Source organism: Streptomyces sp. NPDC001220, from assembly GCF_053597895.1.
In genome coordinates this window covers 117,018-143,475 of the sequence record NZ_JBSFJE010000003.1, presented here as the reverse complement: position 1 = coordinate 143,475, position 26,458 = coordinate 117,018, and the positions used below count along the sequence as shown (strand labels likewise).

The window sequence follows — 26,458 nt, the reverse complement described above, 5'->3', positions numbered from 1 at the left end:
TGTTCGTAATTCCGAACAGGGATCGATCTCCCGAACATGTCGCGCCGACCGTAGAGCCGGTGGAGGGCGAAGTCAACGGCTGCGACAGGGGTGAACTCGCCTTGTTCTAGGGGTCGTTCACCATCGCGCCGACTCGCATGCGCACGCGCGCCCGAACGGCTACCGGGCACCCCCGGACGTCCAGTCCTCCGGTCGCAGCATCCCGACCAGCAACCGGACCAGTTCCTCCACGACGTCGTCCAGCGTCGCGTCCACCCACCCGGCGCTCCAGTCGTGCAGCAACCCGTTCACGCTGCCGATGAAGGCCGTCGCCGCCAGCCGGTAGTCCCGCGGCGCCGCGTCACCGCGCGCCACGGCCGCGTTCGCCTCGCCGCATATCAGCTCCACCCACCGCGCCCGCCGCGCGAGGCGCTGCTCCTCCAGCCGCGCACTGACGCCGATGATCTCGACGAAGGCGACCCGGATACGGCGGGGGTCCGAGGTGACGTCACGGGCATAGGCCCGGAAGAGCACCGTCACCCGCTCCACCAGCGGCAACGGCTTCGCCTCCTGGAACGCGTCCCGCACCGCCTCCTCGGCCCACCCGTTGACCTCCAGGTGCAGCGCGGCGAGCACGTCCTCCAGGGTGTGGAACTCCTCGTAGAACTGCCGGGTCGACAGGCCGGCCGCCTGACTGAGCGCGGCGACGGTCGTGGCGCGGTATCCCGGGGTGTCACCGAAGAGCCGGAGCGCCGCGTCGAGGAAGCGCCGACGCCGTTCGGCCTTGCGTTCCTCGGCGGACCGGCCGCCGTAGCGTCCCGTCGGTGCCTTGAGCCTGCCCGGCAAGATTGCCCCCTCCGTCATCCGCCTGATGACCAATTTTGTCGTCCACGCCTCTTGTCCGGCACACCGCCCCCTTCTTACTTTCCGGTAAGTCCTCTTTGCGCTCAATGGTGTTGCGGCTTCGGCCTCCGGACCCGTACGGCGTCCGGAGGCCGATGCACGCCTCAGAACTTCGCCGTCACCCAGGCGGCCAGTTCCGACCTGGCCGCGGCCAGCAGGGCGGAGCCGGGCGAGGTCGCCCCGTTGGTCACCAGCGCGAAGTGCGGTACGCCCGAGTCCGAGTCGCTGAGCAGCAGTCGGCGGCTGCCCGTGCCACCCGGTTCGACCGCCACACCGACCGGGGTCGAGGACGTGTACGACGGGGGTGCGTAGACGGTTCCCAGATCCGAGACGACCGTGGTGGACGCGGTCGGGAAGGAGGCCGGGAGGTGGAGTTCGGTGGGTGCGGTGGCACTGCCGGAGCGCCAGACCTGGACGGCGTACTGGCCGGAGCCCACCAGCGCGGCCACGTTCGGCAGTGAGCTGGGCACCGGGTTCCAGGTCAGGGTCGTGGACCCGTCCCGGGAGCGGTCCTCGTAGGTGAAGGCGAGGGTGGAGCCGGAGGTGGCGCCCGGGTAGATCCGGTCGAGGAGCCTGGCGTCCTGGCGGAGGGTCACCGTGCCGGAGTCGTTCATGGCGACGGCCGAGAGGTCCTCGTCGTTCCAGGCGTCACCGGAGGTGAGGACCTTGGCGGGGTTGTCGTTCATCAGCTCGTGGTGGCGGCCGTTGTAGATGTCCCACTGCCACTGGGTACCGGAGAGCACCGGACCGGAGGACGCCGGGGTGGTCCACCAGGTGGACCCGGGGAGGCGGGAGTCGAGGGCCTGGTACATGGCCTTGTCGACGGTCGGGGCCTTGCCCGCGGTGGTCCCGGCCAGCGGATGCCCGAACTCGCTGACGACCGCGGTGGTTCCGGCGGCCGAGGCACGGTCGCGGACGGTGCCGAAGTCGGTGCTGTACTGGCCGTCGGAGGCGTTGCCCCACATCAGGACGCCGGAGATGGCCTTCTGGTCGTAGAAGTGGGTGTTGAAGACATAGCGCGAGCCGAGCGTGCCCGCGTCCAGCAGGCCGCCCTCCTGCTTCTGGGTGCTGATGTTGGCGTTCCAGAAGAGGTTCGGCTCGACCAGGGCGGGCTTGGCGCTCCAGCCGGCCGCGTCCATCCGGGCCCGGAACTTCTGGTAGAAGGGCCAGAGCAGGTTCTGCTCCCAGACGCGGGAGGTCTGGCCGGAGTCGTAGGAGCCGGCGTACGGCTCGTTGTAGGGGTCGAAGCCGACGACGCCCGCGAACTCGTCGGACGTCAGATGCTGGGCCAGGTAGGCCATGGTGGTCTGGGCGGTGGCCAGGAAGGCGTCCTGAAGGCCGTAGCTGTTGTGCCAGAAGTCGTACTGGCCTTTCTGGACAGCGGTGTTCTGGGTGATGTTCTGGCCCCAGAACAGGCAGATTCCGCAGGACTCGGCCGGGTAGTTCCCCAGCGCCACCGCCCATGCGGGGGCGCCGTCGCCCGTGTACCAGCTGCCCGAGTTGAACAGGTAGCGGGAGTACAGGTCCTGGTGGAAGTCGGGGAAGACGCGGATGCCGGCGTCCAGGAACGCCTGCATCTGCGCGGTGGCGGCGGCCAGGTAGGCGGTGTCCACCTGACCCCTGGCGGGTTCTGCGTACGCCCAGGAGAGCAGGAAGCGCACGGCGTTGCCGCCGCCGAGGGCGCGCAGCGCGGTGGCCGACTTCTTCGCGTCGGCGACGGAGGCGAACGGCAGGCCGCTGTTCTCCTCCAGCTTCGTCTCGCCGGAGACGTTGTAGCCGCGCAGCACCACCTCACGGCCCTGGCCGTCGACGAAACGGCCGTTCTGCACGGTGAGCGAGGTGCCGTCGAACCAGAGGGAGTCGGACGGGGTGGCCGCGGTGGCGGACGGAGCGCCCGCCACCGCGAGGAATCCGCAGAGGACAACCAGGACAACGATCAAACGCGCCCGGATAGTAGTCATGTCCACTACAGTCCGGTGATTTCCGGACACCGTCAATACTTCTGACTCATGGGTAAGTTGAATACCTGCCTGGCACTTGGGGCTCAGCCACCCACTCGACCCGTCACGTTCAACAGGTACTCCTGCCGGCTGAGCGGGTTGTGATCGGTCCGTGGGCGTTCGGGGACCGTTCCGTGCGAGACGGGGGCGTAGTGGTCGAACGCGCTCTCCAGTTCGCCCTCGCCCCGGGTCAGCCCCGGCAGCAGCTGCTCCAGCCGGTGCACCCGGCCGGCGGGCACCGCGCCCTCCAGCAGGCACAGCGGCCCCTGCGTCCTGGTCTGCCGGGGCGACGCGCCGAGCCGGGTGAGCACCGGGAGCAGCGCGCCCAGCGTGTCCGCCGGGGCCTCCAGCCGGAACCGGTGCATCGGCTCGTGCACCCGGGTGCCGGCCCGGCGCAGCGCCTCGGTCAGCACGAGCGGGGTCAGCCCCCGGAAGTCGTAGCCCGTGCTCGACATGCTCTTGTCGAAACCCTGGTGGGCATGGCTCTGCCGGGGCGAGTAGCCGGAGTGGGTCATGGTCACCGTGCAGTCGGGGATCCGCCAGCCGTGCAGCCCCTGGCCGAGGGTCTCGCGCACGGTGTCCTCGACGGCCTTGAAGAAGGCGTACGGCATCGAGCCCAGCTCCACCTCCAGCCGGAAGCCGACGCCCGTGCCGGGCGGGGCCGGTTCCACCCGCAGGCCGACCGTCGCCAGGAAGGGGTTACCGTCCTTCTTGTTGAACTCGACCGCGGCTCCGGTGCCCGTGAGCCGTTCGACGCAGATGGTGGTCGTCTCCCGGAAGGTGACGTCGAGGCCGTACTCGTCGGCGAGGGTCGCCTGGACCACCTCCTTCTGCACCTCGCCGTAGAGGGAGACGGAGGTTTCCTGCCGTACCTCGTCGTGCCGGACGTCGATCAGCGGGTCCTGCTCGGCGAGCTGGGTCAGCGCGATGTGCAGGGCGCGGCGGTCGGCGGCCGGTCCGGGGAGGACGACGGTCTCCAGGGTCGGGGGCGCGAAGTGGTGCTCGTACCCCCGTCCGGGTACGCCGAGCGCATCGCCGACGCGGATGCCGCCGAGCCCCCACAGCTTGACGATCCGCCCGGCACCGGCACTGTCCTGCCGCAGCTCCGCGCCCCGCTCGGCGACACTCAGCGCGGTGATCCGGCCCTCCGGCCGACCGGCCCCCGCCTCGCCGGCCGACCGGTTCGCCTCGCGGGCGCCGGCGGCCCGGTTCCCCTCGCGGGCGCCGGCCGACCGGCCCTCCCGTGTTCCCGGGCCCTCCGCCGCCCCCCGGTCGCCGCTCGCGATGGGAATCCGGTCGCGGACCCGTAGGACGCCGGTGAAGATGCGCGCGTAGGCGATCTTCTCGCCCGCCGGGCCGCGTTCGACCTTGAAGACCGTGGCCGACAGCGGTCCGGCCGGGTCGCCGGCGGCGGCGGGGAGCAGCCGTTCGACGCCCGCGATCAGCTCGGGCACCCCGGCGCCCGTGACGGCGGACCCGAAGTACACCGGATGGACCTGGGTCCGCCGGGTCTGGTCGGCGAGCGCGGCGCGCAGCCGGCCGTCGGGGACCCCGCCGTCCAGGTAGGCGGCGAGCAGCGCGTCGTCGTGGTCGGCGAGCACATCCACCGCCCCCGGGGCGAGGCCGGGCTCGAAGCGGGCGGCGCGGGTGCCGAGGGCGACCGGCCGGCCCATCGGGACCAGCGGGACGGCGAGCCTGCGGGCGAGCTGGGCGAGCACGGCCTCGTGCCGGGCACCGCGCCGGTCGATCTTGTTCACGAAGACCAGGGTGGGGATGCGCAGCCGCCGCAGCGTCCGCATCAGCACGCGGGTCTGGGCCTGGACTCCCTCCACGGCCGAGACGACCAGGACCGCGCCGTCCAGCACCCCGAGCACCCGTTCCACCTCGGCGATGAAGTCCGGGTGACCCGGTGTGTCGATGAGGTTGACGGTCACCCCGTCGAGGGGGAACGACACGACGGCGGACTTGATGGTGATACCGCGCTGCCGCTCCAGCGCGAGGCTGTCGGTCCGGGTGCTGCCGGCGTCGACACTGCCGACCTCGTCGATGACCCCGGCCGCGTGCAGCAGCCGTTCGGTCAGACTGGTCTTACCTGCGTCGACATGCGCGAGAATTCCGAGATTGAGCAGATGCACTGAGCGTGATGTCCTTCGGCATGGGTGGGATTCCTTCCTGGGTGGACATGCACGCAGCGCGCATCGGTGGTCCTCTCGGTGGGCCGTCGGGTCATCAGGTCAGGGAAGAGTGCAGCAGGGCACCTGACCCGACGGCAATGGATTAACGTTCAACGACAGCCCCGGCGCGGCGGACGCCGCCCCGCTGGTCCACTCCGGCAACTCCACCGACCGCGGTTGTCGAACCGGTGGGGGCGGCGCGGGCCGGCGCGCGGCGCGATCGTCGTGCCGCTGCTCCCGGACGGCCGGGAGCACGGCGTTCCCGAGCCGCTCGGACAGCGGATGCGCGGGCCGCACGCCCTGGCCCACCATGTGGTGTGGGCGGACCCCCGCGCAACGCGGCCCGGTCACGCACCGCCGACGGCCTGCACCGCCGGCGGCGCTGCCCGGCGTCGACACCTTCGTCCAGGGGCACTGCCTGGCGGCGCCGGAGCGGCCGGCGGCCGTGGTGCGCGGGACGCCGGCGGACGCGGCTTCGGGGAAGGGAGCGGAACGTGCGTGAGATTCTGCCGACGCTGGCCGGCTGGCACGCGGCCGGGATCCCGTTCGGGCTGGCCACGGTGGTCGCGGTCAGCCGCAGCGCGCCGCGCGGGCCCGGCGCGGCCATGGCCGTGGGGCCGGGCGACGAGGTGGTGGGCAGCGTCTCCGGGGGCTGTGTGGAGGGCGCCGTGTTCGAACTGGCGCAGGAGGTGGTGGCGAGTGGCGAGCCGCGCCTGCAGACCTTCGGCTACAGCGACGAAGACGCGTTCGCGGTGGGGCTGACCTGCGGTGGCGAGATCACCCTGCTGGTGCGTCCGGTGACCGCCGCGTCGGACCCGGCGTTCGGCGCGGTGGCCGCGACGGTGGCCGCGGGCGAGCCGGTGACCGTGGCCACGGTGGTGGACGGGCCCGCACCGCGCGGCGCCACGCTCGCCGTGTGGCCCGGCCGGGTGGCGGGCACGCTCGGCGCGACCGGTCTCGACGTCGCCGTCACCGCGGACGCGCGCGGTGAACTCGCGCTCGGCGCCTCGGCCTTGCGGCACTACGGCCCGCACGGGGAGCGCCGGGAGGACGCGGTGACGGTGTTCCTGGAGTCGTTCGCGCCGCCGCCGCGGCTGCTGGTCTTCGGGGCCATCGACTACGCGGCGGCGGTGGCCCGCATCGGTGAGTTCCTCGGCTACCGGGTCACCGTCTGCGACGCCCGGCCGGCCTTCGCCACACCCAAGCGTTTTCCCGCCGCCGTCGAGGTGGTCGTGGACTGGCCGCACCGCTATCTGCGCGGCACCGCGACCGACGACCGCACGGTGATCTGTGTCCTCACCCACGATCCGAAGTTCGACGTGCCGCTGCTGGAGGAGGCGTTGCGCCGGCCTGCCGCCTACATCGGGGCGATGGGCAGCCGCAGGACCCACGCGGAGCGGCGCGCCCGGCTGTCCGAGGCCGGGCTCACCGAGGCCGAACTGTCCCGGCTGCGCTCACCGCTCGGCCTCGACCTCGGCGCCCGTACCCCCGAGGAGGTCGCCGTGTCCGTCGCCGCCGAGATCGTCGCCCTGCGCTGGGGCGGCACCGGAGCACCTCTGGCGACGACCACCGGGGCCATCCACACGGCCGCCGTGCACTGACCGCCGGGCGGAGTGAGTCAGGGAACTCCACCGCGAGTTCACCGTCCCGGTCGTGGACGCCCGGCACGCGCTCCTCGACATCGAACGGCACGCTCGCCGCACACGACGGCGGCACGGCGGTGTCGGAGCGCACCGTCCCGACGGTGACGGGACGCCCGGCGCGGTCCGGGCGCGGGGTCCTCGCGGAGCCGGGCGACCGGCTGGTGGGACGGTTCGCGGACCGGGACGTGCCCCGCCCGTCGAACACTATGAACACAACGCCCGAGCCATGGTTCGGTCCCGGCCCGCTCCCTAGCATCGCCGCGGACGGCGCGAAGGAGCGCCGCCGAGGAAAGGGAGCCGCGCCTTGGACAGGTCGAGAACCCCCGCACGGATCCGCCGGACGAGCCGCCGGCGTACCGGACTGCTCGCCGCACTGGCGGCGGCCCTCACCGCCGCCTTCGCCGGTGCCCCTCCCGCGCAGGCGGCGACACCACCGCCGGCCGCCGTCTCCTGCCCGGCGGAACTCGGCGGCAAGGCCACCTGTTACACCGGACAGGACGCACACGGCGCCTACTACGCCATCGCGGTCCCGGAGCACTGGAACGGCTCCCTGGTCGTGCACGCCCACGGCGGCCCCGACCTCGGCACCGGCTCGGACCCCGCGCGCAGCGTCGACGACCTGGCCCGCTGGTCGGTGATGGTGAAGGAGGGGTACGCCTGGGCGGGTTCGTCGTACCGCAGGGGCGGCTACGGCACCCGGATGGCCGCCGAGGACACCGAGAACGCGCGCCGGCTGTTCGTCGAGCACTTCGGGAAGCCGCGGCGGACGTATGTGCACGGCCAGTCCTGGGGCGGGGACGTCGCCGCCAAGGTCGTCGAGGTGTACGGCAGGCGAGGCGGGCCGTACGACGGGGCACTGCTCACCAGCGGTGTCCTCGGCGGCGGGTCCCGGGGCTACGACTACCGCGTCGACCTCCGCGTGGTCTACCAGTACTACTGCCGCAACATGCCCCGGCCGACCGAACCCCAGTACCCGCTGTGGCAGGGGCTGCGCGCGGACTCGACGCTGACGACGGCCGGGCTGCGCGCCCGGCTCCAGGAGTGCACGGGCTACGCCTCGGCCCCCCAGGAGCGCACCGCCCTCCAGCAGCGCAACCTCGACGACATCCTCGCCGTCACGGGCGTTCCCGAGCGCACCCTGGAGTCGCATCTGCGGTTCGCGGTCTTCACGTTCCGGGACATCGTGCGCGACCGGCTCGGCGGCCGTAACCCGTTCTCGAATCAGGGCGTTCGGTACTCGGGGTCGCACGACGACAAGGCGCTGAACGCCGGGGTCGAGCGGTTCAGCGCCGATCCGACGGCGGTCCGCGACCTGTCCTACGACAGCGATCTCACCGGCAAGGTGTCGATCCCGGTGCTCACGATGCACGCGATCGACGATCCGACGGCGTTCGTGGAGCACGAGGCGGCCTACCGGGCCACCCTGCGCGGCGCGCACCGGGACCGCTACCTCGTGCAGACGTTCACCCACGAGTCCGAGCACAGTGCGCTCAGCGACGCGGAGTACGCCAACTCGATCGCGGCGCTGGACGGTTGGGTGCGCACGGGCCGGAAGCCGACGCCCAGGACGATCGCGGACTCGTGCGCCGCGTTCGACCGGGTCCACGCCACGGGCTGCTTCTACGACCCGGACTTCCGCCCCGCCTCCTACGCCTCCCGGGTCCGCCCGCGGCCTGGCGGACTGCGCTGGCCCGCCATGACGGCGGCGCGGGAGAAGCGGTGGAGCGGGATCGACGGGGTGGGGATCGCCCCCTGACGGGTCCCGGGTCGTTCTCCGGCACCGGCGAGGTCCACGGCGTTCCGGCCGATCAGCTCACGGGAACGGAATCGGACATGCCGGAGTCGGAGACCGTCCGCGTATCCCGTCAGGTTGCCGTCAGCGCGGCGGCAGCCGGTGGAGGGCCACCTCCGTCAACGCGCCGTCGGCGACGGTCGCGGTGAGGTACGTGCAGTGCGGCTGGCGGCGCCGGTCGGTGGGCGAGCCGGGGTTGAGCAGGCGCAGGCCGGCCGGCGCCGTGGTGTCCCAGGGGATGTGGCTGTGCCCGAAGACCAGGACGTCCAGGTCCGGGAAGCGGGCGGCGCAGCGGACCTCGCGGCCCTGGGCCGGGCCGGTCTCGTGGATCAGCCCGAAGCGCAGGCCGCCCAGGTCGGCGTAGGCGACCTCGGGGAGCCGGGCGCGCAGGCCGGGGCCGTCGTTGTTGCCGTAGACCGCGATCAGCCGGCGGCTGCGGTCCTCCAGCAGGTCGAGGGTGGCTTCGTCGACCCAGTCGCCGGCGTGGAGGACGACGTCAGCCAGCGGAAGTTCGGCGAGGAGTTGGTCCGGGAGCCGCTTGGCGCGCACCGGGAGGTGCGTGTCGGAGGTGAGGAGCAGGCGCACCTGCCCAGCCTAACGACCGCACGGGATCTTCAGCTCGAACTTAACAGTTCCGACTGGACAGTTTTCGCTGACGGTCCTAGGGTGGCCCGCATGGTTCAGATCTCGGACTCCGCGACCCGCACGGCGCGCAATCTGCGCGTGGCGTTCAGCAGGCTGCGTCGCCGTATCCGGGAGGTCGCGCAGGACGCGGACCTCACCCCGTCCCAGGAGTCGGCGCTCACCCTGGTCTCCAAGCACGGTGCCGCCACGGCCAGTGCGCTGGCCTCCGCCGAAGGGGTGCGACCGCAGTCGATGGCGACCACGCTGGCCGCTCTCGACCAGCAGGGGCTGATCCGCCGCAGCCCGGACCCCACCGACGGCCGCCGCCAGCTGGTCACCCTCACCGAGGCCGGGCAGGCCCGGGTCGAGGGCAACCGGCAGGTGCGCGACGAGTGGCTGGCCCGCGCCTTCCAGGAGCGCTACACCGAGGAGGAACGCCAGACCATGCTCACCGCGTTCGAACTGCTGGAACGGCTCTCCCGGCCGTGATACCGAAGCTCACCGGACGCACCCCCCAGGACACCAGCCCGGCCCCCGCGGGTTTCGACCGGCGGCTGATCGCGCCGATGATCCTGGGTTCCGTACTGAACCCGATCAACTCCTCGATGATCGCCGTGGCCCTGGTGCCGATCGGCATCGCCTTCGGGGCGCCGCCCGCCGAGACGGTGTGGCTGGTCTCCGCGCTCTACCTGGCGACGGCCGTGGGCCAGCCGGTGATCGGCCGGCTGGTGGACGTGTACGGGCCGCGCCGGCTCTACCTCGTCGCCACCGCCCTGGTGGGGGTGGCCGGCCTGATGGGCGCGCTGGCGCCCTCGCTGGGCGTACTGATCGCCTCCCGGGTGCTGCTCGGCTTCGGCACCTCGGCGGCGTTCCCGGCGGCGATGCGGCTGACCCGCAGCGAGGCCGAACGCACCGGGCAGGACAGCCCGGCCGGGGTACTCACCGCGCTCGCCGTGTCCGCGCAGACCGTGGCCGTGATCGGCCCGACGCTGGGCGGGCTGCTGATCGGCGCCGGCGGCTGGCACCTGGTGTTCACCGTGAACGTGCCGCTCTCGGCGGCCTGTCTGATCCTGGGCGTGCTGTGGCTGCCGAAGGCCGAACCCGCCGAACGGCACCAGCGCATGGACCTCCCCGGCATGGCCCTCTTCGCCGTCCTGCTGGTCTCCCTGATGCTCTTCCTGATGGACCCGCGGCTCGACCACTGGTACCTGCCGGCCCTGACCCTGCTCGCGGCCGCCGCCTTCGGGGCCCGGGAACTGCGCGTCCCCGATCCGTTCGTCGACCTGCGCGTCCTCGGCGGCAACGGCCCGCTCATCGCCACCTACCTACGGCAGTTCCTCGGCAACGTCACCTCCTATTCCGTCCTGTACGGCTACACGCAGTGGCTGGAGGAGGGCCGCGGGCTCAGCGCCTCCACCGCGGGGCTGGTGCTCCTGCCGTTGTCGGTCGCCGCGCTGGTCGTCTCCACGCTCACCGGCCGCCGCGAGGCGATCCGCACCAAGCTGCTGGCCGGCGCCGCGCTGCAGATCGCGGGCTGCGCGGCGCTGCTGGTGTTCGACGCCCACAGCCCGCTCTGGTTGCTGCTCGGCACCGGAGCGCTGCTGGGCATACCGCAGGGCCTGCTCGGCCTCGCCGCGCAGAACGCGCTGTACCGGCAGGCCGACAAGGAACGGATCGGCTCCGCCGCCGGGCTGCTGCGCACCTTCATGTACCTCGGCGCGCTGGGTGCCTCCGCCGCCACCGCGGCGTTCTTCCCGCACCGCGCCGACACGGGCGGGCTGCACGGCCTGGCCCTGTTCATGCTCGCCGGCTCCGCACTGCTGCTGGCGATCACCCTGCCGGACCGCTCCCTGGCCCGGCTCACCCCCCAACCCCGTCAAGCCCCCCGAAAGGCCTGATCCACCTCATGTCCCTGAGCACCCTCGACCCGCGTACCGCCCTTGTCGTCATCGACCTCCAGCAGGGCATCGTGGGCATGCCCACCCAGCCGTACTCCGGAGCCGAGGTCGTGGCCCGCAGCGTCGAGCTCGCCGATGCCTTCCGCGCCCAGAACCTGCCCGTGGTCCTGGTCCGGGTGTCCTTCGCCGCCGACGGCGCCGACGCCGTCCCGGGCCGCACGGAGCGGCAGCCGCGCGGTCTCGCCTTCCCGGAGGGCTGGGACATCGTCGTCGACGAGCTCTCCGGCCACGACGGCGACATCCACATCACCAAGCACAACTGGAGCGCCTTCCACGGCACCGGCCTGGACGTCCAGCTGCGCCGCCGGGGCATCACCCAGATCGTCCTGACCGGCATCGCCACCAGCATTGGCGTGGAGTCCACCGCCCGCGACGCCTACGCGCACGGCTACCACGTGACGCTCGCCACGGACGCCATGGCCGACGCCGACCCCGAGGCGCACCGCGGCAGCGTGGAGCGGGTCTTCCCGCGGCTCGGCGAGTCCGGCAGCACGGCCGAGGTTCTGGAGCTGCTCGCCAAGACCCACGGCTGAGCAGGCATTTTGACGCACGGCTGACCCTTCACGACCCGGCCTTGGCCCAAGGTAAGAAATCCCCAGGACAAGGCCGGGTTAGCATTCGGCCACAAGTACGTGCCGTCCGGAGAAACGGACGGCCTATCCCAGGGGGCTAGGAAGCCGGATGCCGGTCAAGGTCAGTGTTGTCGTCCCTGTTTACAATCCGGGGCCCTATATCGAGGACTGCATCGCGTCGGTGCTGCGGCAGTCGCTGCCGCGCGACGAGTACGAAGTGATCTTCGTGAACGACGGCTCCAGCGACGGGACCCCGGCCCGGCTCGACGCCCTCGCGGCCGAGCACCCGCACATCCACGTCATCCACCAGGAGCCCTCCGGCTGGTCCGGCAAGCCGCGCAACGTCGGCATCGAGGCCTCCAAGGGCGAGTTCGTGATGTTCGTCGACAACGACGACTTCCTCGGCGACGAGGCCCTGGAGCGGATGTACAACTACGGCGTCGAGAACGAGGCCGACCTGATCATCGGCAAGATGGCGGGCAAGGGCCGCCCGGTGCCCGTGGAGCTGTTCCGCCACAACCACCCGCGGGCCACCGTCGAGAACGCCCCGCTGATGGACAGCCTCACCCCGCACAAGATGCTGCGCCGGTCCTTCCTGGACCGCATCGGGCTGCGCTTCCCCGAGGGCCGCCGACGCCTCGAGGACCATGTCTTCGTGGCCGAGGCGTACCTGCGCGCGTCGAACATCTCCGTGCTCGGCGACTACGTCTGCTACTACCACCTCAAGCGCGACGACGCCTCCAACGCCGGCTTCCAGCGTTTCGACCCGGTCGGCTACTTCGCCAACCTCCGTGAGGCCCTCGACGTCGTCGAGCGCTACACCGAGCCCGGCCCCAAGCGGGACAAGATGTTCCGCCGCTGGCTGCGCAGCGAGATGGGCGAGCGGCTGCGCGGCAACCGCTTCCTCAAGCTGCCGGACGACTACCGCAGGGAGCTCTTCGACGAGATCCACAAGGTGATCGCCGAGCGCATGGGCCCCTCCGTGTTCGCCCTGCTGGAGCCGGCCCACCGGGTGGTCACCGAGCTGGCCGGCGCCGGCCGCTACGAGGACGTGCTCGCGCTCGCCGAGTGGGAGGCGTCCATCGGCCCCTCGACGGCCCTGGAGAGCATCACCTGGGACGGCGGCGCGCTGAAGATCGACTTCACGGCCGAGTACGCCGCGGACGGCGCGCCCAAGACCTACCCGGCCGACACCGCCGCCGTCCCGCTCGACGGGCCGCCGGAGACCGTCGCCGACGCCATCGCCTGGCTGGAGCGCGGCACCGCCGCGCGCTTCGGGAAGGCCAACGCCGACCTGATGATGCGGGAGCGCGAGACCCACGCGCAGTTCTTCCAGCCGGTCGAGATCACCCGCGAGACGCTGCCCGTCGAGGGCGAGCCCGGCCGCGTCCGGCTCGTGATCAGGGCCACCGCCACCGTGGACCCGGCCACCGCCGCCAGCGGCACCCCGCTGCCGGCCGGCCTGTGGGACGCGTTCGTCCGCCTGACCATCGGCGGCTGGACCCGGGAGTACCGGCTGTTCCCGGCGTCCAGGGAGCCGTTCCCCGCGATGCCGTCGCCCGGTGTGGTCGGCGGCCGCCGGGTGCTGCCGTACTGGACGGTCAAGGACAACTTCGCGCTCGATGTCGACATGGCGGGCAAGCGGCTGGGCTTCGGCGCCTTCCAGCCCGAGGACTTCACCGTGGCGGGCGACCGGCTGCGCGCGGTGCTGCCGTTCCATGTCGCCGGTGACGTCAAGGCTTCGGTCCGGCTGACCGGCCCGAAGCCCGCCGTGGAGGTACTCGAGGTGCCGGCCACGCTGTCCCCGGCCGGGGACGGCGGAGCGGTGCTGGACGCCCCGCTGCCGGTGCGGTCGCTCCAGGAGGGCCGCTGGCGGCTCGCGCTGTGCCTGGTCGCGGACGCGCCCGAGCCGCGTTTCTTCACGCTGCCGCTCGCCGTCCGCAACTCCCCCGAGGGCCTGAAGGTGGTCAAGCCGGCCGCGAAGAAGCCCGCGGCGGCCGCGCCCAAGCCCGCCGCCAAGCCGAGGCCGAGCGCGGCCCGCCGCCTCGCCCGCAAGCTCCCGCTGCCGGTGCGCCGCGTTCTGGTCAGGGCCCTGGGCAAGGGCAAGCCCGCACGACAGGAAGGCAAGTAAGAACCGTGCGACCGCTGGACATCGAAGGCGCCTGGGTCCAGGAGCCCAAGGCCTTCCCCGACGACCGGGGCAGCTTCCACGAGTGGTTCAGGGCCGGGGAGTTCCGTGAGGCCCTCGGCTACGACCTCGACCTCGCCCAGGCCAACTGCTCGGTCTCGCGGCGGGGCGTGCTGCGCGGCATCCACTTCGCCGACGTGCCGCCGAGCCAGTCCAAGTACGTCAAGTGCGTGCGCGGGGCCGTGCTGGACGTCGTCGTGGACATCCGGGTCGGCTCCCCCACGTTCGGCCGCTGGGAGGCCGTGCGGCTGGACGAGGAGAACCGGCACGCCGTGTTCCTCTCGGAGGGCCTCGGGCACGCGTTCATGGCGCTGACCGACGACGCCACGGTGGTGTACCTGTGCTCGGCCGGGTACGCGCCGGGCCGTGAGCACGGCATCAACCCGCTCGACCCCGCGCTGGGCATCGAGTGGCCCGAGGGCCTGGAGCCGGTGCTGTCGGAGAAGGACGCCGAGGCACCCACCCTGGCCGAGGCGGAAGCGGCGGGGCTGCTGCCGGCCTACGCGGACTGCCTGGCCTACTACGAGCAGTTGCGGGCCTGAACACACCCCGAGGGGGCCGAGCCATGGCTCGGCCCCCTCGGGTGAGTGGTGTCAGGACTTGGCGTAACGCTGCTTCAGCGCGCTGCGCTTGTTGCTGCCCTCGGCATTCCTGCCTTTTTCGATGATCACCAGGTTGTGGTAGAAGTGCACGCCGACGATATTGAGGTCGGTGTACGTCGGCTGGTAGTTCTCGGTCACGAATTCCTCGTAATTCAGCCCGTCCACCAGCCGCTTCAGCATCCCCATACTGGTGTGTGCCGCGTCGAGATCCTCGCTGCCCTGCCATTCGGGCCAGTACGACGACTGCGTGTCCTCGACGATGTAGATGCCACCGTCCTTGAGCCGCGGGAAGAGCGTGGCGAAGGTCGTGAGCACATGCGGACTGCGGTGACTGCCGTCGTCGATGATGACGTCCAGCTCACCGATCTTGTCGGCGATGGCGTTCAGGGACGACGGATCGGACTGGTCTCCGATGAACGTGGTGATGCGGTCCTCGTCGACAAATGACTTGTCCTGGATGTCCATTCCGAAAATCCGCGCCTTCGGGAAGAACTGCTTCCACATGCGCAGCGAGGCACCGCCCTGGCCTGGCCTGTTGTAGCCGCCGATGCCGATTTCCAGCAGGTTGAACGAGTCGTTCTTCAGGTGCCCGAGATGGCGCTGGTAGTGCTGGGTGTAGCGGTGTATTCCCCACTTGTCCGTCTTGAAGTGCTGGGCGAGTTTGTTGAGATCGCCGGAGATCGCGTCCAGCCCCGTCGGTTTGGCCGCCGGCTTGGCCGCCGGTTTGGCCGGCTGGGCGGACAGGCGCCGCTTCAGTCGTCGCAGGACCCGCACATTCTTCTCACCCAGTACGGACTTCACGGTCGCTCGCATCGACATCGCGGGGTAAATCCTTTCCCTACCCGACCCACAAGACATTCAAAGCATCATCGTAGTGAACCGGGGCCATCCACAAGGGGCTAACACGAGGGCCCGTGAAAAAGGCCCGGCGGGCTGCGACATTTCCATACACCACAGGGCGGCCGACATGCTCGGTGAGCCGTCGGCCGCCCTGCGGCTGGGTGTGTAGTGCCTTATGCGGACATCTCCTTGCGGATGTGCGGCAGCCCCTCCGCCAGGGCCTGACGCCAGTCCCGCGGCGGCTCGAGACCGACCTCGGCCCACCGGTCGTGGCCGAGGACGCTGTACGCGGGGCGGGGTGCCGGCCGGACGAACGCCTCACTCGTGGTGGGGCGTACCCGCTCCGGATCGGCGCCGAGCAGACGGAACACCTCCCGGGCCAGCTCGCACCAGGTGGCCGCGCCGGAGCTGGTGCCGTGGAAGACGCCGTGCGCGCGGTCGTCCCGCCCGAGGCGGGGGCCGAGGTCGGCGATCCGGGCGGCCAGGTCCGCGCTCCAGGTGGGCTGTCCGCGCTGGTCGTCGACGACGTCGAGGGTGTCCCGGCGGGACTCCAGCTCGATCATCGTGCGCACGAAGTTCTTGCCGTGCGTGCCGTACAGCCAGGCCGTGCGGACCACCGCGCTCGCGCCCGGGAGCTCGGCCAGGACGGCCCGCTCACCGGCGAGCTTGGTGCGGCCGTAGGCGGTGCGCGGGTCGGTGGGATGGTCCTCCGGGTACGGGGTGGTGCGGGCCTCGCCGTCGAAGACGTAGTCCGTGGAGACATGGACGAGACGGGCACCGTGCCGGGCGGCGGCGCGGGCCAGCAGGCGCGGGCCCTCGCCGTTGATCAGCAGGGCCCGCTCCTCGTCGGTCTCGGCGTCGTCGACGGCCGTGTACGCGGCGCAGTTCACCACCAGGTCGGGCCGGTGTCCGGCGAGTGCCGACGCCACCGAGTCGGCGCTGGTGACATCGAGGTCGGCGCGGCCGAGGGCCACCACCTGCGCACCCCGGCGGGTGAGTTCCTCGACCATGTCGTGGCCGAGCATTCCGCCCGCGCCGGCGACGAGCCACTTCATCAGTGCTTCTCCTGCTCCTTGCGGGATTCGAGAGCGGCGCGTTCCTTCAGCGGCTCCCACCAGTCCCGGTTGTCGCGGTACCAGGCGACGGTGTCGGCGAGGCCGGAGGTGAAGTCGTGCTTGGGGGTGTAGCCCAGCTCGTCGCGGATCTTGCTCCAGTCGACGGAGTAGCGCTGGTCGTGACCCTTGCGGTCGGCGACGCGGTCGACGCGGTCCCAGTCGGCGCCGCAGGCTTCCAGGAGCAGGCCGGTGAGTTCCTTGTTGCTGAGCTCGGTGCCGCCGCCGATGTTGTAGACCTCGCCGGCCCGGCCGCCGGTGCGGACCAGTTCGATGCCCTGGCAGTGGTCCTCGACGTGCAGCCAGTCGCGGACGTTGCTGCCGTCGCCGTAGAGCGGGACGTTCCTGCCGTCGAGGAGGTTGCTCACGAAGAGCGGGATGACCTTCTCGGGGAACTGGTGCGGCCCGTAGTTGTTGGAGCAGCGGGTGACGCGGACGTCCAGGCCGTGGGTGCGGTGGAAGGCCAGCGCGAGCAGGTCCGAGGAGGCCTTGGACGCGGAGTACGGCGAGTTCGGCTGGAGCGGGTGGGTCTCGGGCCAGGAGCCGGTCTCGATGGAGCCGTAGACCTCGTCGGTGGAGACGTGCACGAACGGGCCGACACCGTGCCGCAGGGCCGCGTCGAGGAGGGTCTGGGTGCCGACCACGTTGGTGCGGACGAACGCGCCGGCGCCGTCGATGGAACGGTCCACGTGGGACTCGGCGGCGAAGTGCACCACCTGGTCGGCCTCGGCCATCAGCCTGTCGACCAGCTCGGCGTCGCATATGTCGCCCTCGACGAAGGTCAGGCGGGGATGCGACTCGGGCAGGTTGGTGAGGGTGCCCGCGTAGGTGAGCTTGTCCAGCACGGTGATGTGCGGCGCGTCGGGGGCGCTGTCGGCGAGCAGGCCGCGGACGTACGTGGAGCCGATGAAGCCGGCGGCGCCGGTGACGAGGAGGTTCATGAACGGATCTGCACCTTGCTGTGGTCTCCGAGGACGAGGCGGTGGGCACTGGGGGTGCCGGCTGCGGGCGTCACCTCGACATGCCGGCCGATCAGCGAGGACTCGATCCTGCCCACCCCGTCGATGGAGGAGTCCCGCAGCACTATGGAGAACTCCAGCTCACTCTCGGTGATCCGGCAGTTCTCGGCGATCGACGTGAAGGGACCCACGTAGGAGTCGCCGACGACGGTCCCGGCGCCGATCACGGCAGGGCCGACGATCCGCGAGTTGGTGACGCGGGCGCCGGCCTCGACGACCACCCGGCCGACGATCTGGCTGGCCTCGTCGACCTCGCCGTCGATGCGCGGCTCCTGAGCCTCCAGGACGGTCCGGTTGACCTCGAGCATGTCGACGACGTTGCCGGTGTCCTTCCAGTAGCCCTTGATCACCGTGGAGCGCACGTCGGCACGCTGGTCGATGAGGTGCTGGATGGCGTGGGTGATCTCCAGCTCGCCGCGCCAGGACGGCTTGATGGCACGCACGGCGTCGTGGATGGCCGGCGTGAACAGGTAGACGCCGACCAGGGCGAGGTCGCTCTTGGGCTCCTGCGGCTTCTCCTCCAGGCCGACCACCTGTCCGTCGGCGTCGAGTTCGGCGACACCGAAGGCCCGCGGGTTGGGCACATGGGTGAGCAGGATCTGCGCGTCGGGACGGGTCTCGCGGAACTCGTCGACCAGTCCGCTGATGCCGCCGACGATGAAGTTGTCGCCGAGGTACATGACGAAGTCGTCGTCGCCGAGGAAGTCCCGCGCGATCAGCACCGCGTGGGCCAGACCCAGCGGGCGCTCCTGGGGGATGTAGGTGACGTCGAGGCCGAACTTCGACCCGTCGCCGACCGCTTCCTCGATCTCGGCGGCGGTGTCGCCGACGATCATCCCGACCTGCGTGACGCCCGCGTCGGCAAGGGATTCGAGCCCGTAGAACAAGACGGGTTTGTTCGCCACCGGCACGAGCTGTTTCGCCGATGTGTGGGTGATCGGCCGAAGCCGTGTGCCGGCACCGCCGGAGAGCACCAAAGCCTTCATTCACTACACCTTATAGGTGAACATCCGGTTGAGACGTTCTTCTGTTTTCCTGATGGGTTACGACAGTATGGCCCTGGCGCGGATGTCATGTGACCACGAGGTGCCTCGAAGCGGCATCTCGTCTGTTTTTTACGATAATTTGGGCGCACGTTTTGAAGCTGCTCAGCACGTTTTGAAGCTGCTCAGGAGTCCTCCGGCCAGCCCGCCGCCCGCTCCACCTCCGCCTCGATCTCGGACCGCGGCCGACCCTCGTCACGGGCGTACTCGCTCACCGCGGTCAGTTCGTCGCGGGCCAGGTCGCGCCAGGCGCGCAGGGCGGTCTCGTAGGTCTCGGACTGGGCGGCGCCCGGCTGCTGCAGGGCCGGTGGTCCGTAGGTGTCCCGCAGTTCCAGGACCTTGTCGTGGGCCGCGTCGGCCGCGCGGTGCTTCGCCACGAGTTCGTCGAAGGTGTGTGCCACATCAAGGACATTAAGGACGGTCGACGCACCCCGCCTCCCGAGACGGCCGGGTGCCCGCCCACGTGACCCCCGGTCCGGCGGTCAGTCCTCCAGGACGAGGTCCGCCCAGACCTGTTTGCCGCCGCTGACCGGCACGGTCCCCCAGGCGGCCGACACGGCCTCCACGAGCAGGATGCCGCGCCCGCCGGTGGCCTGCCAGCCGATGTTCGCGGGTTTGACCGGGCTGCGCGGCGAGGCGTCGGCGACGGCGATCCGCAGCCGGTGGTCGACCAGGGTCAGATCCAGCCGGACCGGCCCCTCGGTGTGGATCAGGGCGTTGGTGACGAGTTCGGAGACCACCAGCAGGCCCGCGTCCATGGCCTCGTCGGTGACGCCCCAGGAACGCAGCGTGCGGCGGCTGAAGCGGCGGGCGTGCCGGGCCGCCTCCGGGACCCGCCAGACCGTCCAGCTCTCCCGCAGCGGGCGCACGGCCATGCCGTCGTAGCGCATCAGCAGCAGAGCGACGTCGTCGGTGCGGTGGGCGTTGCCGAGCAGGGCGTCGGCGACCAGCCCGAGGTGGCTGGGGTCGCAGGCGCCGAGGTCGCGTGCGAACCGGGCCATGCCGTCGTCGATGTCGGTGTGCGGGGACTCGACCAGACCGTCGGTGGTGAGCGCGAGCAGGGTGCCCGGGCTCAGGCTGAGCTGGGTCAGGGGGAAGTCGGCCCGGGCCACCACGCCGAGCGGGGGGCCGCCCTCCGTCTGCGTGACCTCGGTGGTGCCGTCCGGGTGACGCAGGACCGGCTGCAGGTGCCCGGCGCGCACGCACCAGGCGGTGCCGGCCTCCATGTCGACGTCGACGTAGCAGCAGGTGGCGAAGAGGTCGCTCTCCATGTCCATGAGGAGCCGGTTGGTGTGGGAGACGACCACATCGGGGGTGTGCCCCTCGGCCGCGTAGGCGCGCAGCGCGGTGCGCATCTGGCCCATCAGGGTGGCGGCCGCGGCACTGTGGCCCTGGACGTCGCCGATGACCAGGGCGACGTGGTTGTCGGTCAGCGGGATCACGTCGTACCAGTCGCCGCCCACCTCCAGGCCCTCGGTGGGGGGCAGATAGCGGGCGACGGCGACCGCGCCGGGCAGCCGGGGCAGCCGGCGGGGCAGCAGGGCTCGCTGGAGCATGCCGACCAGTTCGTGCTCGGCGTCGAAGGCGTGGGCGCGCATCAGGGCCTGTCCGGCGAGGCCGGCGGCGGCGGTGAGCAGGGCGCGCTCGTCGGGGCCGAACTCGTGCGGGCTGTCCCAGCCGATCAGACAGGCCCCGGCCATCCGGCCGCCGGCGGGCAGCGGGAGGATCGCCAGGCCACCGGGGCCGACCTCGGCGAGGGCGGGTTCCAGGGCGGTCGTGACGGGCCAGATCCGGGGGCGGCCCTCGCGCAGGGCGGCGGCCAGGGTGGGCATCGCGCGCACCGGCGCGTCCGGCCATTCGGTGCGCCATTCGCTGCGCCACAGCTCGGGCCAGGACTCGGCGTCGGGCGGGTCCAGGACGGTGACGACCAGGCGCTCGTTCTCCAGTTCGGCCAAGGCGATGCGGTCGGCCTTGAGCGGTGCGCGCAGGGCGGTGACGACGGCCTGGCTGACGTCCTTGACCGTGCCGGCGGTGGCCAGCGCGGCCGCGAGCCGCTGCACCCGGGCCACGTCGGTGACGTCGGAGCGGAGCGTGGAGGCGTCGGCGACGGTGCCGGCCAGCCGGGCGGGGCGCCCCCCGGCGCCCGGCACCATGCGGCCGCGCAGCCGCAGCCACTTGGGCGAGCCGGAGGGCTCCAGGATCCGGAACTCCAGCTCGCGGTCGCCGATGGACATGTGGTCGGCCTCGACCACGGACATCAGGGCGGGCACGTCCTCGGGCACGGTACGGCCCAGGAGTGTCTCGACCTTGCCGTCGAACTCGTCCCGGCCCATGCCGAAGAGGCCGAGGATGGCGTCGCCGACCTCGATCCGGCCGGTGTCCATGGCGAGGCTGAACGCGTCGGCGGGCAGTTCGCCGGTGTCGGAGACAGCGGGGAACGGAGCGGGCAGGGCGATCGCGCCGGCGATCAGTTCCAGGCAGGCGCGGTCCTCGGGGCCGAACCCGCCGTCCCGTTCGCTGACCACGACCAGGAGTCCGGCGCGGCCGGGCACCGGCAGGACCGCCAGCGAGAACTCCTGGGACGGGGTCCGCCGCGCCTCCGGGCAGTCGGCCAGTTCCTCGGGTGCCAGCCAGACGGGCCGCCCGGTGCCGTAGGCCTCGGCGGCCGGGGACCGCCCCACGGCCGGGTAGGCGTCACGCAGGCCGAAGATGGTGCGCGGCACTCCGGCGGACTCGGCCAGTCGCAGCACGGTTCCGTCGTCGCCGGGTGTGTACACCCCGGCGAACGCGGCGCAGGCGAAGACCAGCGCCTGTTCAAGGACACGCCGGAGCCGGTCGGGTGCGCCGGGATCGCCCGTGAGCGTTTCGAGGGCTATTTCGGCGCGCTCCGTTCTGATTCCGCGTACCGCAGCGCCCTCACTGACCACGCCGCCATTACAGCGCTTATGCGGCGTCTGCGCAGCCCCTGTGACCGTTCCGTGGAGGCGGGGGCCCGTCGCGCTCGAAAGGCACCGAACATGACTTGACCCGTGCGTTCCGCACGGTGACCTCGTGACAGACATGACTGTCCGCGACCGTGCGGCGCCTGCGAGTGTCGGGGCCGGGCCACGGAGGGGGAGGCGGATGGACAGGCGGTACGAGGTGTACGCGCTCGCCGACGGGCATTTCTACGAGACGCCCGACCGGCTCGGAGCCGGCGGGCCGCAGACGCAGCCGCTGTTCGCGGCGGCGCGTCGCACGGTGCCGGAGGGCTGGCACGCGGCGCGCTCCGGAGACTGGCTGACCATGACGCCGGTGGGTCCGGACGGTGCGCCGCTGCCGTCGCCGGCCCAGGGCTGGAAGATCCACTCCTCGGCGACCCGGGCGAACGCGGAACGGATCGCCGCGATCGTGTGGGACTACTGCGTGCCGCGCCGCATCCCGTTCAAGTTCGTTCCGGGACCGCATCTGCTGCATCTGCGCAACGCCAAGTACGCGGGCCGCGACACCAGCGGCAAGTTCGTGACGGTCTACCCGGCCGACGAGGACCGGCTGCAGGAGGTGCTGCGCGAGCTGGGCGCGCTCCTGGAGGGTTTCGAGGGTCCGTACATCCTGACCGATCTGCGCTGGCACGAGGGACCGCTGTACGTCCGCTACGGCGCGTTCGCGCGCACGTACGTCGTCGACGAGCGCGGTTCGCTGGTGACGGCGGTGCGGGACGGCGCGGGCAGGCTGGTGCCGGACCGGCGGGCGCCCTCCTTCCAGGTGCCCCCGTGGGTGACGCTCCCGGAGTTCCTGCGGCCGCAGCTGGCGGCCCGGGACGCCACCACGGTCGGCGAGCTGCCGTACCGGATCGAGAAGGCGCTGCACTTCTCCAACGGCGGCGGGGTGTACGCCGGGACCGACACGCGGGACGGGCGGCGCGTGGTGCTCAAGGAGGGGCGGCCGCACGCGGGGCTCGCGGCCGACGGCGCCGACGCCGTCGCCCGGCTCGCCCGGGAGAAGGCCGCGCTGGAGGCGGCGGCCGGCACCGGGGTGGTGCCCGAGGTCCGGGACTGGTTCACGCTGGGCGACCACCGGTTCCTGGTGATGGACTTCCTGGAGGGCCGTCCGCTCAACGCCTTCTTCGCCGAACGGCATCCACTGCTCACCCCCGACCCGGATCCGGCGGCCGTACGCGGCTACACGCGGTGGGCGCTGCGCATCCACCGGAGGGTGGCGGCGGCCGTCGAGGCGGTGCACGCGCGCGGGATCGTCTTCAACGACCTGCACGTCTTCAACATCATGGTCGGGCCCGACGAGGAGTCGGTGTTCCTCATCGACTTCGAGGCGGCCGCGCCCGTCGAGGAGAACGGCCGGCAGGTCGTCGCCCACCCCGGCTTCTTCGCCCCGCCGGACCGCCGGGGCGTCGACGTCGACCGGTACGCGCTCGCCTGTCTGCGGCTCGCCCTGTTCCTGCCGGTCACCACCCTGTTCGTCGTCGACCGGGGCAAGGCGGCCCATCTCGCGGACGTGATCGCCGGGCAGTTCCCGGAGGTGCCGCGGGCCTTCCTGGACGAGGCGGTCGCGGAGATCACCCGGGGCGCCCCCGCCGCGCGTCCCGTCGTACCGGCGGACTGGCCGCACAGCCGCGACTCGATGGTCAAGGCGATCCTCGCCTCCGCCACCCCCGAGCGCGACGACCGGCTCTTCCCGGGGGACATCGCCCAGTTCGGCGACGGCGGCGGACTCGGCCTCGCGCACGGCGCGGCCGGCGTGCTGTACGCCCTGGACCGGGCGGGCGCCGAACGCTACGACGAGGGCGAGCGCTGGCTGCTCGACCACACCGCACCGCCACCGCCCGGCACCCCGCTCGGCCTGTACGACGGTCTCGCGGGCGTCGCCCACGTCCTGGACGGACTCGGCCACCGGCAGCGCGCCCTGGACCTCGTGGCAGGGATCCTCCGGGAGAACTGGCGCAACCTCTCCTCCGACCTGCACGGCGGCCTGGCCGGTCTGGGCCTGGTCCTCGACGCCCTCGCCGACTCGGCCGGGGAGCCGGAGCTGCGCGAGCGGGCCGCGGAGGCCGCCGAGATCCTCCTGCGCCGGCTCGCGGAACCGCTCCCGGACACGCCCGGGCGGCGCGCCGGTCTGCTGCGGGGCGCGACCGGGCCCGCGCTGTTCCTGCTGCGGCGGTACGAACGGACCGGCGAGCCGGCCCTGTTGGCCGCGGCCGGCGAGGCGCTGCGCCGGGACCTGGACCGCTGTGTCGTGCAGAAGGGCGGCGGTCTGGAGGTCGACGAGGGCTGGCGCACGCTCCCCTACCTCGGCGACGGCAGCGCGGGGATCGGGCTCGTCCTCGACGACTGGCTCGCCCACGGCACCGACGAGAGCGGGGTCTTCGAGCGGGCCCGCGCGGCCGTCCTGACCGCCGCCACGTCACGCTTCTACGCCCAGCCCGGCCTCTTCCAGGGCCGCGCCGGGATGATCCTGCACCTCGCCCGGACCGGCGCCGACCCGGTACGGCTCGCCGCCCAGGTCGACGGGCTCGGCTGGTTCGCGATGGCCTACCAGGGGCAACTCGCCTTCCCCGGACACCAGATGATGCGGCTCTCCATGGACCTCGGCACCGGAACCGCCGGGTGCCTGCTGGCGCTGACCGCCGCCCTCGACGGCGGCCGCGCCGCCCACCTGCCGTTCCTCCCGCCGCCACCGGCGGCCCCCGCACGCGGCTCCGCACACTGACGGAGCCGTGACACAACCCCGTCCCCAACAACACCGGGGGGACCGCTCGGTCCCCGGAAAGGACACGCTATGGCCCTTCTCGACCTGCAGACCCTGGAGTCCGAAGAGCGTCACGACGGCGGCGGCGCCAGCACGGTGAGCCTCCTGTCGTGTGTGTCGGCGGCGAGCGTCCTGCTCTGTCTCTGACCAGCACCGCGAATCCGGCTCCGGGCGGCCCTCTCCTGCGGGAGGGGCCCGTCCGGGGCCTTCGCCCGAAGCCGTCGACCGAGGCGAGGCCCCCGCCCGATGACAGCACCCGCACCAGAACCGGCACCAACCCCTTCTCCTCCCCCAGACCTTGTGCGCACCGCCCTGCGCCACGCCGGGGCGCGCTGTGCCGTCCTGTGCCTGGTGAGTACGGCCGCCACCGCGGCCGGGCTGCTGCTGCCCGCCGTGCTGGGCCGGACCCTGGACCTGCTGCTGGCGGGCGCCCCGGCGGCCGGCTGGGTGGGCCGGGCCGCCGCCCTGGTGCTGCTGCTCGCCCTGCTGGACGCCTGCGCGAGCCTGCTCGCCGGGACCGTCGACGCACGGGCCACCGCCGGGCTGCGCGGCCGGGTGACCGCGCATGTGCTGGCCCTCGGGCCGCGCGCCCTGACCCGGTTCGGCGCCGGGGACCTGGTCGCCCGGCTGGTCGGGAACGCCGCGCAGGCCGGCACCGGGCCCGCCGCGCTCGCCGCGCTGCTGGCCGCGTCCGCCGGTCCGGTCGGCGGCGTGGTCGCGCTCGGCGTCGTCGACCCGTGGCTGGCGGCCGTGTTCCTGGCCGGGGCACCCGTACTCGCCGTGCTGCTGCGGGCGTTCACCCGGGACACCTCGGCGTGCGTGGCCGAGTACCAGCGGGAACAGGGCCGGATCGCGAGCGCGCTGGCGGAGGCGGTCGACGGCAGGCGGACCATCGCGGCGGCGGGCCTCCAGGACCGGGAGACGGCCCGGATCCTTCGCCCGCTGCCCGCACTCGGCCGCGCGGGGCACCGGATGTGGCGGGTACAGGGCAGGGCGGCCGCCCAGGCGGTCACCGTGGGCCCGCTGCTCCAGCTCGCCGTCGTGGCGGTGGCGGGCTTCCTGCTCGCCCGGCACCGGATCTCGGTCGGCGAGGTCCTCGCCGCCTCCCGCTACGCGGTCCTCGCGACCGGTGTCGGCGTACTGGTCGGCCAGCTCGCCGCCCTCACCCGGGCCCGCGCGTCGGCGCGGCGCCTGGCCGAGGTGACCGGGTGTCCCGCGCCCGCCCACGGCACCCGCCCGCTCCCGCCGGGCCCCGGCCGCCTGGAACTGCGCGGGGTCGCGGCCCACCGGGGCGGCCGCGCCGTCCTCGACGGCGTCGATCTGACCGTTCCCGGCGGCACCGTCCTCGCGGTCGTCGGCCGCTCGGGCACCGGCAAGTCCCTGCTGGCCGGGCTCGCGGGCCGGCTCACCGACCCGGACGCCGGAGAGGTCCTCCTCGACGGCGTTCCGCTGCCCGCGCTCCCCCACGACGAGCTGCGCCGGGCCGTCACCTACGCCTTCGCCCGGCCGGCCCTCCTCGGTACGACCGTCGGGGACACCATCGCCTTCGGCCTCACCACCCCCTCCCCCGCCGAGGTCGGCTCCGCCGCCGCCCGCGCCCGGGCCGACGCCTACATCCGCCGGCTGCCCGACGGCTGCGCGACCCCGCTCACCGACTCCCCGCGCTCCGGGGGCGAGGCCCAGCGTCTGGGCCTCGCCCGGGCCTTCGCCCACCCCGGACGGCTGCTGATCCTCGACGACGCCCTCTCCAGCCTGGACACGGTCACCGAACACCACATCACCGAGTCCCTGCTGGCCCCGGGCCCCGGACCGACCCGCCTGATCGTCGCCCACCGCGCGGCGACGGCGACCCGCGCGGACACGGTGGCCTGGCTGGACGGGGGGCGGGTCCGGGCGCTGGGAACCCACGCGGAGCTGTGGCAGGACCCGGAGTACCGAGCGGTCTTCGGGACACGACCGGCCGAGGAGCCGGCACGGTGACCTTCCGACCGCTCCGGCCGCCCGGCGGTGTGCGGGACACGACTGCCCGAACAGCCCACACGATGACCGGCCGACCGCTCCGGGCGCCCGGCCGCGTCCGGGACACGACCGGCCGAACAGCCCGCACGATGACCGGCCGACCCCTCCGGGCGCACGGCCGCGTCCGAGACACGACCGGCCGAACAGCCCACACGATGACCGGCCGACCCCTCCGGGCGCACGGCCGCGTCCGAGACACGACCGGCCGAACAGCCCACACGATGACCGGCCGACCCCTCCGGGCGCCC

The 26,458-nt window shown here is 72.5% G+C and carries 20 protein-coding genes; 10 read left to right on the top strand and 10 right to left on the bottom strand.

Features of this window, described 5'->3' with window-relative positions:
• Positions 1-159: 159 nt before the first annotated feature.
• The 3 genes from ACWDGI_RS08655 to ACWDGI_RS08645 all read right to left on the bottom strand — a co-directional run bounded on the left by ACWDGI_RS08655 (position 160) and on the right by ACWDGI_RS08645 (position 5,017).
• Positions 160-825: a TetR/AcrR family transcriptional regulator gene (locus ACWDGI_RS08655; RefSeq protein WP_450756752.1), complete on the bottom strand. Its 666-nt coding sequence runs from the start codon at positions 823-825 to the stop codon at positions 160-162.
• Positions 826-986: 161 nt separating this feature from the next.
• Positions 987-2,843 carry a cellulase family glycosylhydrolase gene (locus ACWDGI_RS08650; RefSeq protein ID WP_450756750.1) on the bottom strand — a complete coding sequence of 619 codons (1,857 nt, stop codon included), beginning with the start codon at positions 2,841-2,843 and terminating at the stop codon, positions 987-989.
• An 83-nt stretch (positions 2,844-2,926) separates the two neighbouring features.
• Positions 2,927-5,017 (bottom strand): GTP-binding protein, encoded by a 2,091-nt coding sequence (locus ACWDGI_RS08645; protein WP_450756748.1) that lies wholly within the window; start codon positions 5,015-5,017, stop codon positions 2,927-2,929.
• Positions 5,018-5,550: 533 nt separating this feature from the next.
• On the opposite strand from ACWDGI_RS08645, the gene ACWDGI_RS08640 reads away from it, so the two are divergent.
• Together ACWDGI_RS08640 and ACWDGI_RS08635 are read left to right on the top strand one after the other, a co-directional pair.
• Positions 5,551-6,657, top strand: a complete 1,107-nt coding sequence (locus tag ACWDGI_RS08640) for an XdhC family protein (RefSeq protein WP_450756747.1) — start codon at positions 5,551-5,553, stop codon at positions 6,655-6,657.
• A gap of 403 nt (positions 6,658-7,060) precedes the next feature.
• Entirely contained in the window at positions 7,061-8,455 is a 1,395-nt protein-coding gene (locus ACWDGI_RS08635) for a hypothetical protein (RefSeq protein ID WP_450757455.1), read from the top strand.
• Positions 8,456-8,575: 120 nt separating this feature from the next.
• On the opposite strand, the gene ACWDGI_RS08630 is transcribed toward ACWDGI_RS08635, so the two are convergent.
• A complete protein-coding gene (locus tag ACWDGI_RS08630) occupies positions 8,576-9,076 on the bottom strand; it encodes a metallophosphoesterase family protein (RefSeq protein ID WP_450756745.1) in 501 nt (166 codons plus the stop codon).
• A 90-nt stretch (positions 9,077-9,166) separates the two neighbouring features.
• On the opposite strand from ACWDGI_RS08630, the gene ACWDGI_RS08625 reads away from it, so the two are divergent.
• The 5 genes from ACWDGI_RS08625 (at position 9,167) to rfbC (ending at position 14,375) form a co-directional block, all read left to right on the top strand.
• Complete coding sequence (locus ACWDGI_RS08625) at positions 9,167-9,604, top strand: MarR family winged helix-turn-helix transcriptional regulator (protein ID WP_384481385.1); 438 nt, start codon at positions 9,167-9,169, stop codon at positions 9,602-9,604.
• Positions 9,601-11,013 carry an MFS transporter gene (locus ACWDGI_RS08620; protein ID WP_450756743.1) on the top strand — a complete coding sequence of 471 codons (1,413 nt, stop codon included), beginning with the start codon at positions 9,601-9,603 and terminating at the stop codon, positions 11,011-11,013. Before ACWDGI_RS08625 ends, ACWDGI_RS08620 begins: the two co-directional genes overlap by 4 nt.
• An 8-nt stretch (positions 11,014-11,021) precedes the next feature.
• Positions 11,022-11,606 carry a hydrolase gene (locus tag ACWDGI_RS08615; protein WP_450756742.1) on the top strand — a complete coding sequence of 195 codons (585 nt, stop codon included), beginning with the start codon at positions 11,022-11,024 and terminating at the stop codon, positions 11,604-11,606.
• 148 nt (positions 11,607-11,754) lie between these two features.
• Positions 11,755-13,776 (top strand): glycosyltransferase family 2 protein, encoded by a 2,022-nt coding sequence (locus ACWDGI_RS08610; protein WP_450756740.1) that lies wholly within the window; start codon positions 11,755-11,757, stop codon positions 13,774-13,776.
• 5 nt (positions 13,777-13,781) lie between these two features.
• Positions 13,782-14,375 (top strand): dTDP-4-dehydrorhamnose 3,5-epimerase, encoded by a 594-nt coding sequence (gene rfbC, locus ACWDGI_RS08605; protein ID WP_450756738.1) that lies wholly within the window; start codon positions 13,782-13,784, stop codon positions 14,373-14,375.
• Positions 14,376-14,426: 51 nt separating this feature from the next.
• Here rfbC and ACWDGI_RS08600 read toward each other — a convergent pair whose 3' ends face one another.
• From ACWDGI_RS08600 to ACWDGI_RS08575, 6 genes are all read right to left on the bottom strand, one after another.
• Positions 14,427-15,254 carry a hypothetical protein gene (locus ACWDGI_RS08600; protein ID WP_450756736.1) on the bottom strand — a complete coding sequence of 276 codons (828 nt, stop codon included), beginning with the start codon at positions 15,252-15,254 and terminating at the stop codon, positions 14,427-14,429.
• 194 nt (positions 15,255-15,448) lie between these two features.
• Positions 15,449-16,330 carry a dTDP-4-dehydrorhamnose reductase gene (gene rfbD / locus ACWDGI_RS08595; RefSeq protein WP_450756734.1) on the bottom strand — a complete coding sequence of 294 codons (882 nt, stop codon included), beginning with the start codon at positions 16,328-16,330 and terminating at the stop codon, positions 15,449-15,451.
• The gene (rfbB, locus tag ACWDGI_RS08590) at positions 16,330-17,328 is read right to left on the bottom strand and encodes a dTDP-glucose 4,6-dehydratase (protein WP_450756732.1); all 999 of its coding nucleotides are present in this window, start codon (positions 17,326-17,328) and stop codon (positions 16,330-16,332) included. Before rfbB ends, rfbD begins: the two co-directional genes overlap by 1 nt.
• Positions 17,325-18,392 (bottom strand): glucose-1-phosphate thymidylyltransferase, encoded by a 1,068-nt coding sequence (locus tag ACWDGI_RS08585; protein WP_450756730.1) that lies wholly within the window; start codon positions 18,390-18,392, stop codon positions 17,325-17,327. The genes rfbB and ACWDGI_RS08585 overlap by 4 nt, the downstream gene beginning before the upstream one ends.
• Before the next feature lie 182 nt (positions 18,393-18,574).
• A complete protein-coding gene (locus ACWDGI_RS08580) occupies positions 18,575-18,850 on the bottom strand; it encodes a hypothetical protein (RefSeq protein ID WP_450756728.1) in 276 nt (91 codons plus the stop codon).
• Positions 18,851-18,931: 81 nt separating this feature from the next.
• Positions 18,932-21,376 carry a SpoIIE family protein phosphatase gene (locus ACWDGI_RS08575; RefSeq protein ID WP_450756726.1) on the bottom strand — a complete coding sequence of 815 codons (2,445 nt, stop codon included), beginning with the start codon at positions 21,374-21,376 and terminating at the stop codon, positions 18,932-18,934.
• Between the two features lie 196 nt (positions 21,377-21,572).
• Between ACWDGI_RS08575 and lanKC the strand changes: the two genes are divergently transcribed.
• The 3 genes from lanKC to ACWDGI_RS08560 all read left to right on the top strand — a co-directional run bounded on the left by lanKC (position 21,573) and on the right by ACWDGI_RS08560 (position 26,171).
• Complete coding sequence (gene lanKC, locus ACWDGI_RS08570; RefSeq protein WP_450756724.1) at positions 21,573-24,152, top strand: class III lanthionine synthetase LanKC; 2,580 nt, start codon at positions 21,573-21,575, stop codon at positions 24,150-24,152.
• 69 nt (positions 24,153-24,221) lie between these two features.
• Positions 24,222-24,338, top strand: coding sequence for a SapB/AmfS family lanthipeptide (locus tag ACWDGI_RS08565; RefSeq protein ID WP_351696969.1), 117 nt, complete (start codon positions 24,222-24,224; stop codon positions 24,336-24,338).
• Positions 24,339-24,437: 99 nt separating this feature from the next.
• Positions 24,438-26,171, top strand: coding sequence for an ATP-binding cassette domain-containing protein (locus ACWDGI_RS08560; protein ID WP_450756721.1), 1,734 nt, complete (start codon positions 24,438-24,440; stop codon positions 26,169-26,171).
• Positions 26,172-26,458: the final 287 nt, after the last annotated feature.

Bases quoted from the DNA above. Each gene is read 5' to 3' on its own strand.
- ACWDGI_RS08650 (WP_450756750.1), bottom strand. From the start codon at position 2,843: ATGACTACTATCCGGGCGCGTTTGATCGTTGTCCTGGTTGTCCTCTGC.
- ACWDGI_RS08625 (WP_384481385.1), top strand. From the start codon at position 9,167: ATGGTTCAGATCTCGGACTCCGCGACCCGCACGGCGCGCAATCTGCGC.
- ACWDGI_RS08615 (WP_450756742.1), top strand. From the start codon at position 11,022: ATGTCCCTGAGCACCCTCGACCCGCGTACCGCCCTTGTCGTCATCGAC.
- ACWDGI_RS08610 (WP_450756740.1), top strand. From the start codon at position 11,755: ATGCCGGTCAAGGTCAGTGTTGTCGTCCCTGTTTACAATCCGGGGCCC.
- ACWDGI_RS08600 (WP_450756736.1), bottom strand. From the start codon at position 15,254: ATGTCGATGCGAGCGACCGTGAAGTCCGTACTGGGTGAGAAGAATGTG.
- rfbD (WP_450756734.1), bottom strand. From the start codon at position 16,330: ATGAAGTGGCTCGTCGCCGGCGCGGGCGGAATGCTCGGCCACGACATG.
- rfbB (WP_450756732.1), bottom strand. From the start codon at position 17,328: ATGAACCTCCTCGTCACCGGCGCCGCCGGCTTCATCGGCTCCACGTAC.
- ACWDGI_RS08585 (WP_450756730.1), bottom strand. From the start codon at position 18,392: ATGAAGGCTTTGGTGCTCTCCGGCGGTGCCGGCACACGGCTTCGGCCG.
- lanKC (WP_450756724.1), top strand. From the start codon at position 21,573: ATGGACAGGCGGTACGAGGTGTACGCGCTCGCCGACGGGCATTTCTAC.
- ACWDGI_RS08565 (WP_351696969.1), top strand. From the start codon at position 24,222: ATGGCCCTTCTCGACCTGCAGACCCTGGAGTCCGAAGAGCGTCACGAC.
- ACWDGI_RS08560 (WP_450756721.1), top strand. From the start codon at position 24,438: ATGACAGCACCCGCACCAGAACCGGCACCAACCCCTTCTCCTCCCCCA.